Raw genomic sequence first — 15169 nt, 5'->3', positions numbered from 1 at the left:
AAGTTAAGGATTTTGAATCCGCTGCGTCTACCAATTTCGCCACACTGGCATTTGAAGTGCAAATAAGTAAACGTTGGCATTATACTAAGCTTTGCAATATCTGCAACAGATATTATTCATAAAGCAATTTATCTGCCTAAAAAAACGTCTAATCCTTCCTTTTCCAGGCAGGTAATTTTTTAAGGATTATATAAGCAGTTTGTTTAGCTACTGCATTATCAACATTGTGATTTTGAGCATATTGTAATGTAACTTCATGCCATTTTTCATCAAATGTTTTCATTGTGCCATCTTTATGAGCACAATGTTTACAATAGTTTTTAGACATATCGAGCAATGGATAATCAGCAATAGCAGTCATTGGCATGCCACATGCAATACACATTTTCATATTTTAAATTCCAATAATATTAAAAAAGGTGACTAAATAATTGCCATCTTTATATGTATAAAAATCCTACTCTGAGTTAAACAAGATTACAATATATATTAAAAATAGATAAATAGATTTAGAAATTAAGATCGAATTGAGGTGTTACTGGATTTAATTCTTGTTGTTGTCGTTGCTGTTTTGATAATAGATAATGGCGTTTTAATGCCCGTTGTTTACATAAACGCAAAACTTTTTGCTTTTGGCTATCACTCAAGGTTAACCAACTAAATCTTTCTTCTCTTGAGCGATAACAAGCAATACAATAGCCTTGTTTATCAGTTACACAAACTCGTTTACACGGGCTTGGAATATCAAAAAATTCAATCTGATCCAATTTATTCCTCGTTTCCTAGGCAAAACAACATATTGACTAATGTTCTTTTAATCCTAACCCTTTACTTAATACTTTAAAACAGTCATCACAATCATGTGTAGCTGCATGAAATAATGTTTGAGTCGGGGCGTGGATTAATTTATTGGTTAAGCGATGTGAAAACTCAGCAAAAACATCGTCAATGTTAGCGCCCTGCCTGATGGCATTTAAGGCTTTTATTTGTAACTCACGTTTAATACTTTCTGCATTACTACGATACTGCTTAACATAAGCAACTGCATGTCTAGTCTTAAGCCAATTAATGAAAAGTTCAGCTTGTTCTTGAATAAGATATTGCGCTTCTTTAGCGGCAATAGCTCTTTGTTCTAAATTACTTTCAACCGTTTTTTGTAAGTCATCAATAGTATAAAGATGCACATTATTGAGTTGACTAACCTCTTCCTCTACATCGCGAGGAACAGCTAAATCAATAAACAGCATTTTACGATGATTTCTAGCTCGTAAAGTGCGCTCAACCATGCCTTTACCTATAATAGGTAAAGGACTCGCTGTTGAGCTGATCACAATATCAACATCTTTAAGTCGATTAGCGATGTCAGGTAATGAAATGATTTCTGCATCAATATCAACCGCAAGTTTTAATGCCTTTTCACGGGTTCGATTGGCAATAATAACTTGATTAAATCCATGCGGTTTTAAGTAACGTGAAATAAGCTCTATTGTTTCACCCGCGCCAACAAGCATAATATTTAAATTAGAGGTATCACTAAAAAGATGGCGAGCAACTAAACAAGCAGCATAAGCGACAGATGCTGTATTAGTGCCAATATTGGTTTCACTACGGACAATTTTCGCTACATGAAATACTTTTTGAAATAGTTTTTTTAATTGAACAGATAAGCAATTTTGTTCTTGAGCAAAACTATATGCTTGCTTAACTTGCCCTAGAATTTGTGGCTCACCAATGATCATAGAATCTAAACCACTTGCTACCGACATCAAATGTTCAACAGCTTGTTGACCGTCATACCAATAAAATGAATCTTGGTATAGATCAACATCAAGATGATGAAATTGTCCTAACCAACTTTCTACAGATTGTTTTAATCTTAGATAGTCAGTTTGATGCTCATAACTAAGATAAATTTCTGTTCTATTGCAGGTAGACAAAATAACACACCCATCAACTAAAGGATGTTGGTATAAGCTGTATAGTGCTTTATCGACAATCTCATTAGGAAAAGCAAGCCTTTCCCTTAAAGCAACTGGCGCTGTTTTATGATTAACACCAAAAATTGTAATAGACATTGCATCGCTTCTTTTTTGAAGGTTATTAGGTATAATTATTTTATTAAGAGTTCTTAAACGTCCATATTATACATAAAAAACAGTAAAGGTTCTTTTTCTTATTCAGTAAATTATCAGTTATAATACTGCACTTATTGACACAAACACTAACAACTAAGAGTTATTTTATGTCTAAAATCAGATATATATTTGTTTTCATATTACCTTTACTTATCACCGCTTGCCAAATAACAAAATCTCAAAACAACGCTTCGGTTGAACAGCAGTGGCAAATCCGCCAACAAAATCTAAAACAAATAAACACATTCCAAGTTAAAGGCAGTATAGCTTACATAAGTGATAAATCTCGTAATTATGGACGATTTTTAATAGCACAACAATCAACTGATAACTACCAAGTTAAATTAACCTCCCCCATTGGTAGCAATATTTTAACATTAAATGTCGAACCTAATTATGCCCAACTGGTTGATAAAGACGGTAGAAGTTACCAAGATACCAATGTTGAAAATCTTATGAAAAAGATATCCAATGTAAATATTCCACTTAATTCTTTGCATAATTGGTTAAAAGGATTTTCAGACAACACCAACACTGACAAGTTAGATAGTTCAGGAAGATTACTTTCAACTGTCTTTATACAAAATAACAATAAATGGACATTAAAAATTCCAAGTTACTCTACTTATACTCATAAAAACAAAAAGATAGATTTACCTGCAACTATAGAGCTTACGCATGATGACGAAGTTGTTCGCTTAAAAATTAGTGACTGGATTTTACGATAAAGGATAATAGTTATGAAACAGTGGTTATCGCCTGCTAAATTAAATTTATTCCTTTACATCACTGGACGCCGTTCTGACAATTATCATAATTTACAAACGTTATTTCAATTTATTGATTATTGCGACATCCTAGCCTTTAATGTTCGTCAAGATAATAAAATTAACTTATTAACCGATTTTACAAATGTACCCGTTAATAAAAACTTAATTGTTGTTGCTGCTGAACAATTGAAATCCTATACCAACCGTAATGATTTAGGTGTAGATATTACAATTGATAAAAAAATTCCTATGGGTGGTGGATTAGGAGGAGCCTCATCTAATGCTGCAACAGTATTAGTAGCACTTAATCAGCTATGGCAACTTAATTTATCAACCGAAATACTAATGGATATAGGACGAAAAATTGGTGCCGATGTCCCTATTTTTATTTATGGTCATGCGGCTTTTGCCGAAGGAATTGGCGATCAATTTCACCCTGTAGATATTCCTGAATATTGGTATTTAGTCACTTGCCCTAATATTGAAATATCAACAGTCGAAATTTTTAATGATCCTGAGCTAACTCGCAATACGCCAGCTCAAAGCATTACTAATTTACTTTCATTGAAGTTTAACGAATTAAAAAATGATTGTGAGGAAGTAGTTAGGAAACGTTATCCAACAATAGATAAAATAATTACTTACCTTTCCCAATATGGTACAACTCGATTAACAGGAACTGGTGCATGTGTTTTTACCCAATGTGAATCAAAGCAACAAGCATTAGCCATTCAAGGCAAACTTAATGCAGCACTATCAGTTAATAGTTTTGTCGCAAAATCGTTAAACACCTCTCCTTTATTCACAAATTAAACAAAAACCTTAATCAACAATCATTAAATGGTTAAGGTTTTATTACGTCAATATTTATATATTAAATATAACCACATTTTGACAAAGATAGAATGTGGTAATCACCAATTATATTTATAAACCATAAAAACAGTAAAATAAAAATAGTTGTCGATTTTTCGGTTGCGATGCTTACTGTTTATTTAATATGCTAACCAGATTACAAAACCCAGTTATCAATTAACTAAAATTAAGATTTTAAAAATTATGCTTATTACCAATTTAGACAAAAGAAAACAATATTATCAGGCTTTACTTGCAAAAGACCAAGGCTATATTGGGATATTCTATGCTGGAGTTAAAACAACTTCGGTATTTTGTATTGCAACTTGTCGGGCAAAGAAACCAAAATATGAAAATGTAGAATTTTTTAGCACTTTCAAAGAAGCTCTTGATGCTGGATATCGTCCTTGTAAAATTTGCAAACCAACTGAAAATTCTAACGCAGCACCATCAGAAGTCATTAAAGCTATCGCATTAATTACCCAAAATCCTAAAACAAAAATATCCGATATGATATTAAAAGAGCATCAAATAAGCCCCGAAACGATCAGACGCTGGTTCAAAAAAAATTATGGTATTACCTTCCAAACCTATCAAAGGATGTATCGAATAAATAATGCCTTTCAAGAGCTTAAAATTGGTAAAAATGTCATTAATACCGCTTATGATACAGGATATGAGTCATTAAGTGGTTTTGGATACACTTACAAAAAAATAATGAAAAATGCCCCATCTCAAAATACTAATAACGAAATTATTTTGGTTAATCGCCTAACTACACCATTGGGACCAATGTTTATTTGCGCCACTAATCAAGGTATTTGCCTATTAGAATTCGTGGATCGTCGAATGTTAGAAACAGAATTTAAACAATTACAAACACAACTTAATACAAAAATTATTTTTGGAGAAAATAGCCATATTGTTCAAGCTAAAAATGAAATTGATGAATATTTTCAAGGAAGAAGAAAATATTTTGCTGTTAAATTACATACTCCTGGAACAGATTTTCAGCAAACTGTTTGGGACAGTTTAAAACAAATCCCTTATGGAAAACTAACTACCTATAAAGAGCAAGCAGAAAACATCAATAATCCACATGCTATTCGCGCAGTTGCAAGCGCAAATGGATTTAATCGAATTGCAATTATCATACCTTGCCACCGAGTCATTGGCTCAAATGGCGAATTAATGGGATATGGTGGAGGATTAGAACGAAAACGTTGGCTAATTGAACACGAAAAAAAATATTCAGATAAAAACTAAAAGTATTCTCTCAACACAAATTAGACTAATACAAAATAAAGTTTTTTATTATCAAAAGTACGATTAATGCCTATACCCTACACCATGAACTGTTTTGATCAAAACTGGATTTAAGGGATCAATTTCGATTTGTTTGCGTAATTTCGAAATATGTTGATCTAGTGTTCGGCTGTTTGGCATATAATCATAGCCCCAAGCGTAATCAAACAGCATATCACGGGTAACCACGTTATTTTTATTTTTATAAAAACATTCCAGTATCTTTATTTCTCGTAACGAAAGCTCAATAGTTTGTTCCCTACGTTTAGCGCATAACTCAATTGGATAAACCAGCAAATCACCAAAAACAAAAGAATCATCAACTTTTGGATTGGATTGTTGTGATTTTAAATAACGTTTAGCTATAGCTTTAATTCTTGCTCTTAGCTCATGTACACCAAATGGTTTACTCATATAATCATCAGCACCTAGTTCAAGCCCTATTACGCGATCAATTTCTTCATCTTTTGCTGATAAAAATAAAATTGGCACATCATCATTTATTTTACGTATTTCACGACAAACGCTGTAACCATCAAGTTCAGGCATCATAATATCTAAAATAATAAAATCAGGTTGATTTTGTTCAAATAATTCTAGAGCAACTTTACCATTAGGTGCTTGAATAATTGAATAGCCTTCTTGTTCTAAAAGATCGGTCATACCTTTACGGATATATAAATCATCTTCAGCAATTAAAATCTTCATTTTTACTCCATAATAATTAACGAAAAGGCTACGCCAGGGTTTTCATTTACAACCTGAATGGTGCCATTCAATTGCTGTGCTAATTGGTTAGCAATGGTAAGTCCAATACCTGTACCAGCAACCCCTTCTGTTATTGATGAATTGATACGATAAAATGGTTTAAAGATCTGCCTGATTAAATGATTCGGTATGCCGATACCATAATCTCGAACTGTAATGATTGTTTGTTTGTCATTTTTATTGAGTAACAAATCAACTTTTTTACCTCTTGCAGCATATTTTTCGGCATTACTTAAAAAATTATTAACAATTTGTAACACACTATCTTCATCGGTATTAATCATGCAATTTTTATCACAATTAATAATTAAATTAAGTTGTAAAGATTTCTTTGCTAACACAGGTTTAAAAGTAGTATAAACTCGTTCAACTAGGTGTGTTAAATTGACTGGTTTAATATTCAGCTTGGCTGGCTTATTAAAATTAAGCACATTTTGTACTAATCTTGTCAATCGCTTACTTTCACTTGTTATTACCTCTAAATAATCTGGAATTGGCACGGGCTCATCTATCAGTTTTTCTTGTAATAGTTCAGCATAAAGTGTGATATTGGTTAAAGGTGTTTTAAACTCGTGTGAAACCTGACCAACAAAGCTAACTTGTTGTTTTGCTAATCGTAATGTTCGAGTATATTCACGATAGCAATACAAAACAATAAAACTAATAGCAATGATAAATAAACCAATAACCCCACCACCAAGTAAATACAATACTAATAATTTAGGCGATTGATAATAATAAATTAATTTCCAATTCTGTAATGGATAATCTAGCGTAATAGTGATACTATCTGCCAATTGTTCACCATTAACATAAATCTGTTTATCGTGATCTAATAACACAAAATTATTAGCTAACATTTGATCGTCAAATAAACAAATCACATTTAACGAAAAATTAATGGTTGAAAGCTCAAAACCAATTATCGTGTCTGATTCAATTACCCAATAAATAAGATGATCATAGGATTGATACCAACCAAATTTAGGTTGAAATTGCTCAGATTGAGAATGATGATTAACTAAAATTGAACTATCGTATTCAATTGATTCAACAATATTGCTCCATTGCAGATCGGTTTTATTGCTAAAATAAACAATTTTATTATGTTTGATCTTAAAGATATTTTTAATATCGGTTTGTGATGCTAAAAAAACATCAATATCAGTTTGATCGCTATGTAAAAACTGAGCCAAACTATTAAAATAAACAGCTCGTTGATTTAACAGCGATTCAATTGATGATTTTATATTCTTCATTTGACTTTGTGCTAATAGCTTCTGATTAGTTTGGCGCATTAAGACCTCATGCTCAATAGTTCGCCAACCTAAATAGCTAAAAGCAACTATTAATATAAAAAAAGACAAAATCGCTGTTAATTTTTTCATAAGTTATTTTTTTATCACACTTTTCATATTTTGCTTAGATTCATACTGTTTTTCAGTCACTTTTTTACGATAAGTGTTCTCATCATCGGTAAGAATTGCATCAGCCATTATATTATTTTTATCCATTTGTTCTTTTAATCTACTACTTACTTCTGGCTCGTGTTCGCTTAACATATCTGCTCGTTCACTAAGCATTTTACTATTTTCTTGTAATAACTGTCTTGCTTCATCTACTTTACCTTCATTATAAAGCTTTAAAGCTTTATCATTTTCAAGTGTAACTTTTTGTATTTCTGATTCGGCAACGACTTCATGAACAATGGCTTTATTAACTACATCTTGATTATCAGTATAAGCAATTTTAACAATTTGGGTTTCATTTTCGGTTTTATTTTCTAATAAATTATCATATTGCAAATCAATTTGGGCGAGTGTTTTATCTTGCCCTACTTTACCTTTTTCTGGGATAACTTCTAATAATAGATACTTTTCTTGATTTGAATACAACTGATTCATTTTAACTGTGACTTGATTATCTTTAATTACACCATCACGACCAAGTAAACGCACAGGCTTAACACCTTCTTTCAAATGAATAGTAATAATTACATCTTGCGCAACAGCAGACATAACATCTTTAAATTCACGCACAAATACATTTTCAAGCTTTGCTGTATCATCAATAAATACATGATTACCATCACTATAACTTGCAATCGAGGACATTAACTGCTCATTATAATCACTACCAATACCTAACGTAGTAATAGCAATATTCTTTTTAGCTGCAATAATGGCTAACTCTGAAAGTTCACCAACCGAAGATGGTCCAATGTTAGCTTGCCCATCAGATAACAAAATAATTCGATTAACTTTATCTTTAGTTAGTTGCTTTTCAACTTGATTAATACCTTTACTTAAACCAGCAAATAATGCTGTACCGCCACCAGCAACAATGTGTTTATTAATCAATCTTATAATTTTTTGTTTATTAGTAACTTTAGAAGATGGCACAATAACTTTAGCATCAGAATCATAAGCAACAATTGATAACATATCTTCATTATTAAGCATATTAACCGCAAGAATAGCCGCTTCTCTTGCTTTTTCAATACGGTCACCAGACATAGAACCAGAACGATCAATGACCAAAGCTAAATTAATCGGTACACGCTTAGATGAGTCAAACTCAATTCCAGTTAACGACACTTTTAAATAATTCTTTTCTTCTGAGTTTTCTAAGATAATAGGCGATGCCAATTCAGAACGAACCTGTATTTGATTATTTGTTTTAGCATTCCCCAAAAAGCTCAAGGCAGAAATTCCAATAAAAATAAGTGATTTAATAAATTTCATGTTATTTCCTTTTTTATATGAAGTTTATTCAATTATCTGCTTTTTATAAAATAAACTGTCTGAATATTGTATTTATTTGTAAAAAAATGTAAAAAACCAAGTTAAGAATTTTAATTTATGCCGATATTGACTTTTGTTTATTGCCATTCCAAATGGCGAGAGTATATAATAAAAAATTGTCCATTCTCATAGAAATGATATAGAGAACATTTAATATGACTCAATTACAAGAAAAACTTGCACTTATTAAAAATAGTATTATCACCATACCAAATTACCCTAAAAAAGGGATTTTATTTCGTGATATTACTAGTCTGCTTGAAGATCCTGTTGCATTTCGCACATCGGTTGAGCTATTAATCGATCACTATAAAGATAAAAAAATAGATAAAGTGGTTGGCACCGAAGCGCGTGGATTTATCTTTGCAGCACCAATAGCATTAGCATTAAATATTGGTTTTGTACCAGTAAGAAAGCCCAATAAGTTACCGCGCCACGTATTTAAAGAAGAATATCAGCTTGAGTACGGTACAGATACGTTAGAAATTCACACTGATGCCATTAAACCAGGTGAACGAGTATTAATTATTGATGATTTACTTGCTACAGGTGGAACAATTGCTGCAACAGCGAATTTAATTCGTAAAGCTGGTGGCATTGCCGAAAACGCCGCATTTGTAATCAACTTACCAGATTTAGGTGGCAAAACAAAGTTAACGGATATGGGAATTGATTGCTTTACTTTAGTTAATTTTGACGGCGAATAATTACTATTAAGGGCACAATTAGTGCCTTTTTTTATTTTGAATACTTTTATCTCTTTTCCTTTCTAAAATAAAATAAGTTAGTCATTTTCATTGCATAAAAAATAGATATGTACCACCACTCTATCTAAATTCAGCTAAATAAATCAAGATAAAAAACCAACAAAACCTCCAAAAAAGAATAAAAATACACTTTACATCTTGATAAAGCCATAAATGTGAATTATTATTCATAAATAAAGCATAATTATTTAAAACAAAAGGAAGTAGATAGAATGAAAAAATTTAACCATATTATTGCAAGAACACCCGCCAAATCTTTAATTAACGGATTAACGTCAGCTAACTTGGGTAAACCTGATTATCAAAAAGCCTTAGATCAGCATAACTATTACATTCGAGCACTACAGCAGTGCGATGTTGATATCACTATTTTACCACCCGACGAACGTTTTCCTGATTCAGTCTTTGTTGAAGACGCTGTGCTTTGTACCCCATATTGTGCAATTATTACAAGGCCTGGAGCTGAAAGTCGCCGAGCAGAAACCGAAATTATATCAGACACCATTGAACGATTTTATCCCAATAAAGTTGAGCGAATCACCGCACCAGGCACCGTTGAAGCTGGCGATATAATGATGGTTGAAAACCACTACTATATTGGCTTATCTGCTCGAACCAACCAAGCTGGTGCTAACCAAATGATAGCTATTTTAGAGAAGTACGGATTAACTGGTTCGGTAGTTAAGCTTGAAAAAGTATTACATCTAAAAACAGGTTTAGCTTATTTAGAAAACAATAACCTATTAGCAGCAGGCGAATTTATAACTAAACCAGAGTTTCAACGCTTTAATATTATCGAAATTCCCGAACAAGAAAGTTATGCTGCCAACTGTATTTGGGTTAATGATCACGTAATAATGCCGATGGGCTATCCAACAACAAAAGCAAAAATAGAAAAACTTGGTTATCAAGTTATTGAAGTTGATACATCGGAATATCAAAAGATTGATGGTGGCGTAAGTTGCATGTCACTAAGATTTTAATCGATCTATATTAAATATTAACCGTACTAAACCACATAATAAGACAACAACATGAATACATCGGTAAGAAAAAAGCTAGGCATCCTGCCACTCACATTGTTAGTGGTTGGCAGTATTGTAGGCAGCGGTATTTTCAGCCTACCACAAAACATGGCCGTAAGTTCGGGCTCTGGCGCTATTTTAATTGCATGGATAATAACCCTATTTGGCATGTTAATGCTAACACGGATATTTCAGTATTTATCGATTCGATTTTACAAAATCAATGATGGATTATATGGTTATGTGCGTGAAGGTTTTGGCGATTATATCGGCTTTAATGCCGCGTGGGGCTACTGGATATCAGCATGGATGTCGTGCACCAGCTACCTAGTGATTTTATTTAGCGCATTAGGATCTTTTGATTGCTTGAGCTTCTTTGGTCATGGTACCACATTACCTGCCGTTATTACGGCTATCATATTTTTATGGATAGTGCACTATTTTGTATTAAAAGGAATATATCGTGCTTTTTTATTAAATTGCCTAGTAACATTAGCGAAAATCGTGCCTATTGGTTTATTTATTGTTTGTGTTAGCCTTGCCTTTAAAATATCGACATTTAAGATAGATTTTTGGGGAACACCGCAATTAGGCTCAATTATCGAGCAAGTAAAAAACACCATGCTCTATACCGTTTGGGTCTACTTAGGGATTGAAAGCGCAACTGTGTATGCTGCTAGAGCCAAAAACATCATCAGCATTAGCCGAGCCACCTTTTTTGGCTTTGCTATTACCAGCTTATTACTTGTTTGCGTATCTGTGTTATCGCTTGGTATTGTGCCACAACAAGAACTTGCTCAAATGAAAAACCCTTCCATGGCACTTGTCATTGAACATGTAGTAGGCAGCTGGGGAGCAACATTAATTAATATTGGTTTAATTGTGTCAGTCAGTGGTGGATTACTATCATGGTTAATGCTAGCGGCCGAAATGCTATTTTTAGCTGGCCAAGGCACACAACACACAGTACCAAGTTGTTTTGGAAAACTCAACAAAGCAGGCACGCCATCCAACGCATTATGGTTAACAACATGTTTAATAACCGTATTAATTATCCTTGCCCACTACTATCAATCTGGCTACAACACCTTAATCCAATTATCAACCTCAATGGTGCTTATTCCCTATTTACTGGCGGCTCTCTTTGTTTTTAAATTAGCCGTTCAACAAGGTAAAGCCTACTTAATTATGATTGGCGCTTTAGGATCGCTTTATGGCATATGGTTGATTTATGCTGGTGGCACAGTTTATTTATTACTGTCGATGATACTATATAGTATGGGACTCTGTTTTTACCTTTATGCCAGAAAGGAACGATCTTTGCCAGCATTTAGTTACTTGCATGACAAAGCTTACGCTATTGCAATCATCCTATTAGCTATCATCGCTATTTTACACTTCTACATAACACCAAATTAATTAGTTAGGCGTTATTTTCGAAATAGATAAAAGTCAGCTAATAGCTTTCTGAACTCTTGAGAATAACGCCCATCACCATCTCGCATACACAATTGCTGCTCATCAATTTTATTAGCCTGGATAAATGAAAAAGCCAATAATGATAACGAAAAGTCTTTATCTGCACTATATCTAACATTCATCAGTTGGAATAAATATAACTGATTAGATTCACATAATAACCTAAACTGATTGGATAAATGATAAGGTAAAACTAAACAAAATTGCCCTTTCGGTTTTAGTAAGCGCTTAACTGTGTCAATAAGCTGTTGAAAGTTCAAACATTCGGTATAACGTGCCAACTGTCTTTGGGAATTGCGACAATCAACGGCAGATGCAAAATAAGGGGGATTAGTCACAATCAAATCATAGCCCACCGCATAACTTAGCTGAAATTGATTAATATCGGTATTAATCGCATTAATCGAAGTAAACCCAGCTTGTTCGCTATTTTGCTGACATTGTGATACCGCCTGCATATCAATATCGATGGCATCAATTTGGCTGTTATCATGTTCTAACCGCTGAGCTAACATTAACGCAATTACACCACAACCACAGCCAATATCGAGTACCTTTTGCGGAGCCGAATCAATCGGAACCCAAGCCCCTAACAAACAACTATCGGTTGTTACCTTCATTGGACTTTTATCGTGCGCCACAAAAAAACGCTTAAAAGTAAAGCCACCTTTTTTTAACGGTAATGAATTATTCTGCATAAATAAACTTCTTAAACAAAGGCTTGTTAGATGCTATCGCATCAGCCCAGCGAGTCGGTTCTGGCAAACGATAGCCCCGCAAGCATAAATTAACCCATTTTAAAGCACTATCTTGACTTACTCGGTGACCTGTTGAAATAAATAAAGGATTGCAATTATTTTTACTACATAAAACCCAACCAATCTGTTCTTGCTTGTCTTGTAAAGGTGTTACATTACCTGCTTGCTTAGGTAATATTTCGTATTGACCGCAAAGCCTTTTTTTAGCAACACCAATTGTTGGCATATCTAACAACAAACCTAAATGGCTTGCAATACCTAAACGCCGAGGATGAGCAACACCTTGCCCATCAACGAACAACAAATCTGGCTTCTGTGTTACCTGCTGCCAAGCGGCAAGTAGCGCAGGGTATTCCCGAAAAGACAAATAACCAGGAATATAAGGAAACCCTGTCTCAACCCGAGCAATATGATACTCAACAACCTCGAAAGTTGGATAGCGCAAAATAACGATTGCTGCTCGAGTAATCTTGCCATTATCTTCAAAACCGACATCAGTACCACCAACGTAATTTATTGACGGATTAAAGTCATCATCGCATTTAACCTGCATGGCTAACGCCTGCTGTGTTTGCATTAATTGTTCTAAATTGATAGACATTTTTATTCTGTTCAGTATCATTATTCCAATAGATTGATTTTATCAGAATTAGCATGCCATATACATTAGCAAATCCTACCGAGTTAACAGAAGAAATCAAAAAAAGTCGTTTTATTGTCAATGCAGCGCCAGTCACATCAGCTGAACAAGCCACCGACTTTATTAATCAAATAAGCGATCTCAACGCCACCCACAACTGCTGGGCATGGAAGATTGGACAACAATACCGATTTAATGACGATGGCGAGCCCACTAGTACAGCAGGTCGCCCTATTCTTTCAGCCATTGAAGGACAAGATTGTGACCAAGTGGTAGTAGTAGTAACTCGTTACTTTGGTGGCATAAAATTAGGTACTGGAGGATTAATTCGTGCCTATGGCGGTTCGGCTAGTCACTGCTTGCAACAAGCTGAACTAATTGAACTCATTGCCCGCATAACGCTACAATTTCACTGCTATTATAACGAATGGCCAATTATCGAAAATCGCCTAAAGGAACTTGATTCCATTATTGAAAATCAAGAGTTTGATGCTGAAGGTGTAAAAGTAAACGTCGCTATCACAAAAGACAAATTGCAACTCCTACAAAAAAACATTAGCGACATCACTCGTGGACGAGTTATTATTGAACTATAAGAATCACTCAGGTAGAATATTGATTTTATTTTATAAAAGATTAATTTTTTTATTGACTATCTTTTGTTGTATCAAGTTTAATTTTTAATAAAAGTGCTTTTGGACTTTCAGTCATTAAAATGCAAAGCTCTCAGGCTTTGCTATTTTGGCTGTCCTCCTCGCACTGGAATTTTATTCTTTTATTGATTATTCTTTATTAATATCAGAATATCATCAGCACCATAAAGATTAATAACTAAGTCATAAAAACTAAGGGGTGGTGCAAAGACCATAATTAATAATAGAAGTCTTGAACCAAAAAATATCACCGTTACTAGCTCCCACATCAAACTGACCACTAAACTGCCCTATTCTAGTCGTGTCACTTGTCCAATAGTTTTGGTCAACGAAGTCCGCACCAGCGTAATGATACATAAAGCCCCACTCCGAAAATAATCCAGCACCTATTGTACGCAGGTAATTATTATTTTTTGATGGAGGTGTAGCGCCGATAGAGCCTTGGCAATTCGGACCTGAGCCAATACCAGAACAAACAGCGTTAGTCAGATCCTTAACCTGTGGCACACGATAACCCAAACCACTACACCAAGTTACCATATCAGGGTAGTGATATAATTCAGCCCCCCTAACTACGAACCATTTTTGCAGGACAAATCCATATTTAATTACCTCGTTCCCCTCTCTATCTCTCCCCACTAACTCAAAGGTCAGCGGTAACCTTGGCCTAGCAATTCGACTAGAATAAGGATTGAACCATTGATTTCTTGCCTCTGGACCTGTTAGTGTAACGCGAAATTCAACATCGCATTGGGCATTACATTTTGTTTTTCTTGTTACTGTAGCGGTAATTCCATCATGCGTAATTGGCGTTCCCCATGTTAATTCATCGGCATCTCCCCTTATGATTAAATCAAAATATAACCCATTTGCGCCCGTTGTCGGAAAATTTAGGTTATATGATCCCTGATCGGTTGATTGAACTAAGAACCCATAATCTGGGTGCCATATATCAGCAGGGCCAGCAAAATGGAGTCCACCCAGCTCAAGATTGGGCTTTACAAATTTAAGCTCCCCCCATTGTGACGATGGCAGTATTACGGCATCACTACGATTAATCCTTCGACCATTTTTAACGGGTAATGCCTGTAAACTCCATAAAGAAGACAATAATAACAATACCAATACTAACAGAAATTTTCGGAATAATTTTGATAATAATTTGAAAGATAGCTTTGAAAATATAAACGTGGCGGGGTTAAAAATCCAA

The 15169-nt window shown here is 34.0% G+C and carries 16 protein-coding genes; 7 read left to right on the top strand and 9 right to left on the bottom strand.

What is annotated here, in order from left to right; all coding sequences use genetic code 11:
- Positions 1-148: 148 nt before the first annotated feature.
- From A9G44_RS01890 to hemA, 3 genes are all read right to left on the bottom strand, one after another.
- Entirely contained in the window at positions 149-391 is a 243-nt protein-coding gene (locus tag A9G44_RS01890) for a zinc ribbon domain-containing protein (RefSeq protein WP_065609019.1), read from the bottom strand.
- A gap of 118 nt (positions 392-509) precedes the next feature.
- Complete coding sequence (locus A9G44_RS01885; protein WP_065609018.1) at positions 510-767, bottom strand: DUF1289 domain-containing protein; 258 nt, start codon at positions 765-767, stop codon at positions 510-512.
- Between the two features lie 36 nt (positions 768-803).
- Positions 804-2075 carry a glutamyl-tRNA reductase gene (gene hemA / locus A9G44_RS01880; protein ID WP_065609017.1) on the bottom strand — a complete coding sequence of 424 codons (1272 nt, stop codon included), beginning with the start codon at positions 2073-2075 and terminating at the stop codon, positions 804-806.
- A gap of 167 nt (positions 2076-2242) precedes the next feature.
- Between hemA and lolB the strand changes: the two genes are divergently transcribed.
- The 3 genes from lolB to A9G44_RS01865 all read left to right on the top strand — a co-directional run bounded on the left by lolB (position 2243) and on the right by A9G44_RS01865 (position 5026).
- Positions 2243-2863, top strand: a complete 621-nt coding sequence (gene lolB / locus A9G44_RS01875; RefSeq protein WP_065609016.1) for a lipoprotein insertase outer membrane protein LolB — start codon at positions 2243-2245, stop codon at positions 2861-2863.
- 12 nt (positions 2864-2875) lie between these two features.
- The gene (gene ispE, locus A9G44_RS01870; protein ID WP_065609015.1) at positions 2876-3718 is read left to right on the top strand and encodes a 4-(cytidine 5'-diphospho)-2-C-methyl-D-erythritol kinase; all 843 of its coding nucleotides are present in this window, start codon (positions 2876-2878) and stop codon (positions 3716-3718) included.
- Between the two features lie 246 nt (positions 3719-3964).
- Positions 3965-5026 carry a bifunctional transcriptional activator/DNA repair enzyme AdaA gene (locus A9G44_RS01865; RefSeq protein ID WP_065609014.1) on the top strand — a complete coding sequence of 354 codons (1062 nt, stop codon included), beginning with the start codon at positions 3965-3967 and terminating at the stop codon, positions 5024-5026.
- A gap of 63 nt (positions 5027-5089) precedes the next feature.
- Here A9G44_RS01865 and A9G44_RS01860 read toward each other — a convergent pair whose 3' ends face one another.
- From A9G44_RS01860 to A9G44_RS01850, 3 genes are read right to left on the bottom strand one after another with little or no spacing between them, the layout of a single operon-like run.
- A complete protein-coding gene (locus A9G44_RS01860) occupies positions 5090-5773 on the bottom strand; it encodes a response regulator transcription factor (RefSeq protein ID WP_034914577.1) in 684 nt (227 codons plus the stop codon).
- 2 nt (positions 5774-5775) lie between these two features.
- Positions 5776-7221 (bottom strand): sensor histidine kinase, encoded by a 1446-nt coding sequence (locus A9G44_RS01855; protein ID WP_065609013.1) that lies wholly within the window; start codon positions 7219-7221, stop codon positions 5776-5778.
- Between the two features lie 3 nt (positions 7222-7224).
- Positions 7225-8577: a vWA domain-containing protein gene (locus tag A9G44_RS01850; protein ID WP_065609012.1), complete on the bottom strand. Its 1353-nt coding sequence runs from the start codon at positions 8575-8577 to the stop codon at positions 7225-7227.
- Positions 8578-8792: 215 nt separating this feature from the next.
- Between A9G44_RS01850 and apt the strand changes: the two genes are divergently transcribed.
- The 3 genes from apt to A9G44_RS01835 all read left to right on the top strand — a co-directional run bounded on the left by apt (position 8793) and on the right by A9G44_RS01835 (position 11848).
- Entirely contained in the window at positions 8793-9344 is a 552-nt protein-coding gene (gene apt / locus A9G44_RS01845) for an adenine phosphoribosyltransferase (protein ID WP_065609011.1), read from the top strand.
- Positions 9345-9616: 272 nt separating this feature from the next.
- Positions 9617-10387, top strand: coding sequence for a dimethylargininase (ddaH, locus tag A9G44_RS01840; RefSeq protein ID WP_065608562.1), 771 nt, complete (start codon positions 9617-9619; stop codon positions 10385-10387).
- Between the two features lie 51 nt (positions 10388-10438).
- Complete coding sequence (locus A9G44_RS01835; protein ID WP_065609010.1) at positions 10439-11848, top strand: basic amino acid/polyamine antiporter; 1410 nt, start codon at positions 10439-10441, stop codon at positions 11846-11848.
- An 11-nt stretch (positions 11849-11859) separates the two neighbouring features.
- Here A9G44_RS01835 and A9G44_RS01830 read toward each other — a convergent pair whose 3' ends face one another.
- Entirely contained in the window at positions 11860-12606 is a 747-nt protein-coding gene (locus A9G44_RS01830; protein ID WP_034911714.1) for a tRNA1(Val) (adenine(37)-N6)-methyltransferase, read from the bottom strand.
- A complete protein-coding gene (gene nfi, locus A9G44_RS01825; RefSeq protein ID WP_442902862.1) occupies positions 12596-13261 on the bottom strand; it encodes a deoxyribonuclease V in 666 nt (221 codons plus the stop codon). The genes A9G44_RS01830 and nfi overlap by 11 nt, the downstream gene beginning before the upstream one ends.
- Before the next feature lie 59 nt (positions 13262-13320).
- Between nfi and A9G44_RS01820 the strand changes: the two genes are divergently transcribed.
- Complete coding sequence (locus A9G44_RS01820; protein ID WP_034911720.1) at positions 13321-13902, top strand: IMPACT family protein; 582 nt, start codon at positions 13321-13323, stop codon at positions 13900-13902.
- 249 nt (positions 13903-14151) lie between these two features.
- On the opposite strand, the gene A9G44_RS01815 is transcribed toward A9G44_RS01820, so the two are convergent.
- A complete protein-coding gene (locus tag A9G44_RS01815; protein ID WP_065609009.1) occupies positions 14152-15069 on the bottom strand; it encodes a hypothetical protein in 918 nt (305 codons plus the stop codon).
- Positions 15070-15169: the final 100 nt, after the last annotated feature.

Source organism: Gilliamella sp. Occ4-3 (genome assembly GCF_001690675.1).
Lineage (GTDB): Bacteria > Pseudomonadota > Gammaproteobacteria > Enterobacterales > Orbaceae > Gilliamella > Gilliamella bombi.
Note: the sequence above shows the minus strand (reverse complement) of the source record. Positions and strands in the feature narration are given on the sequence as shown.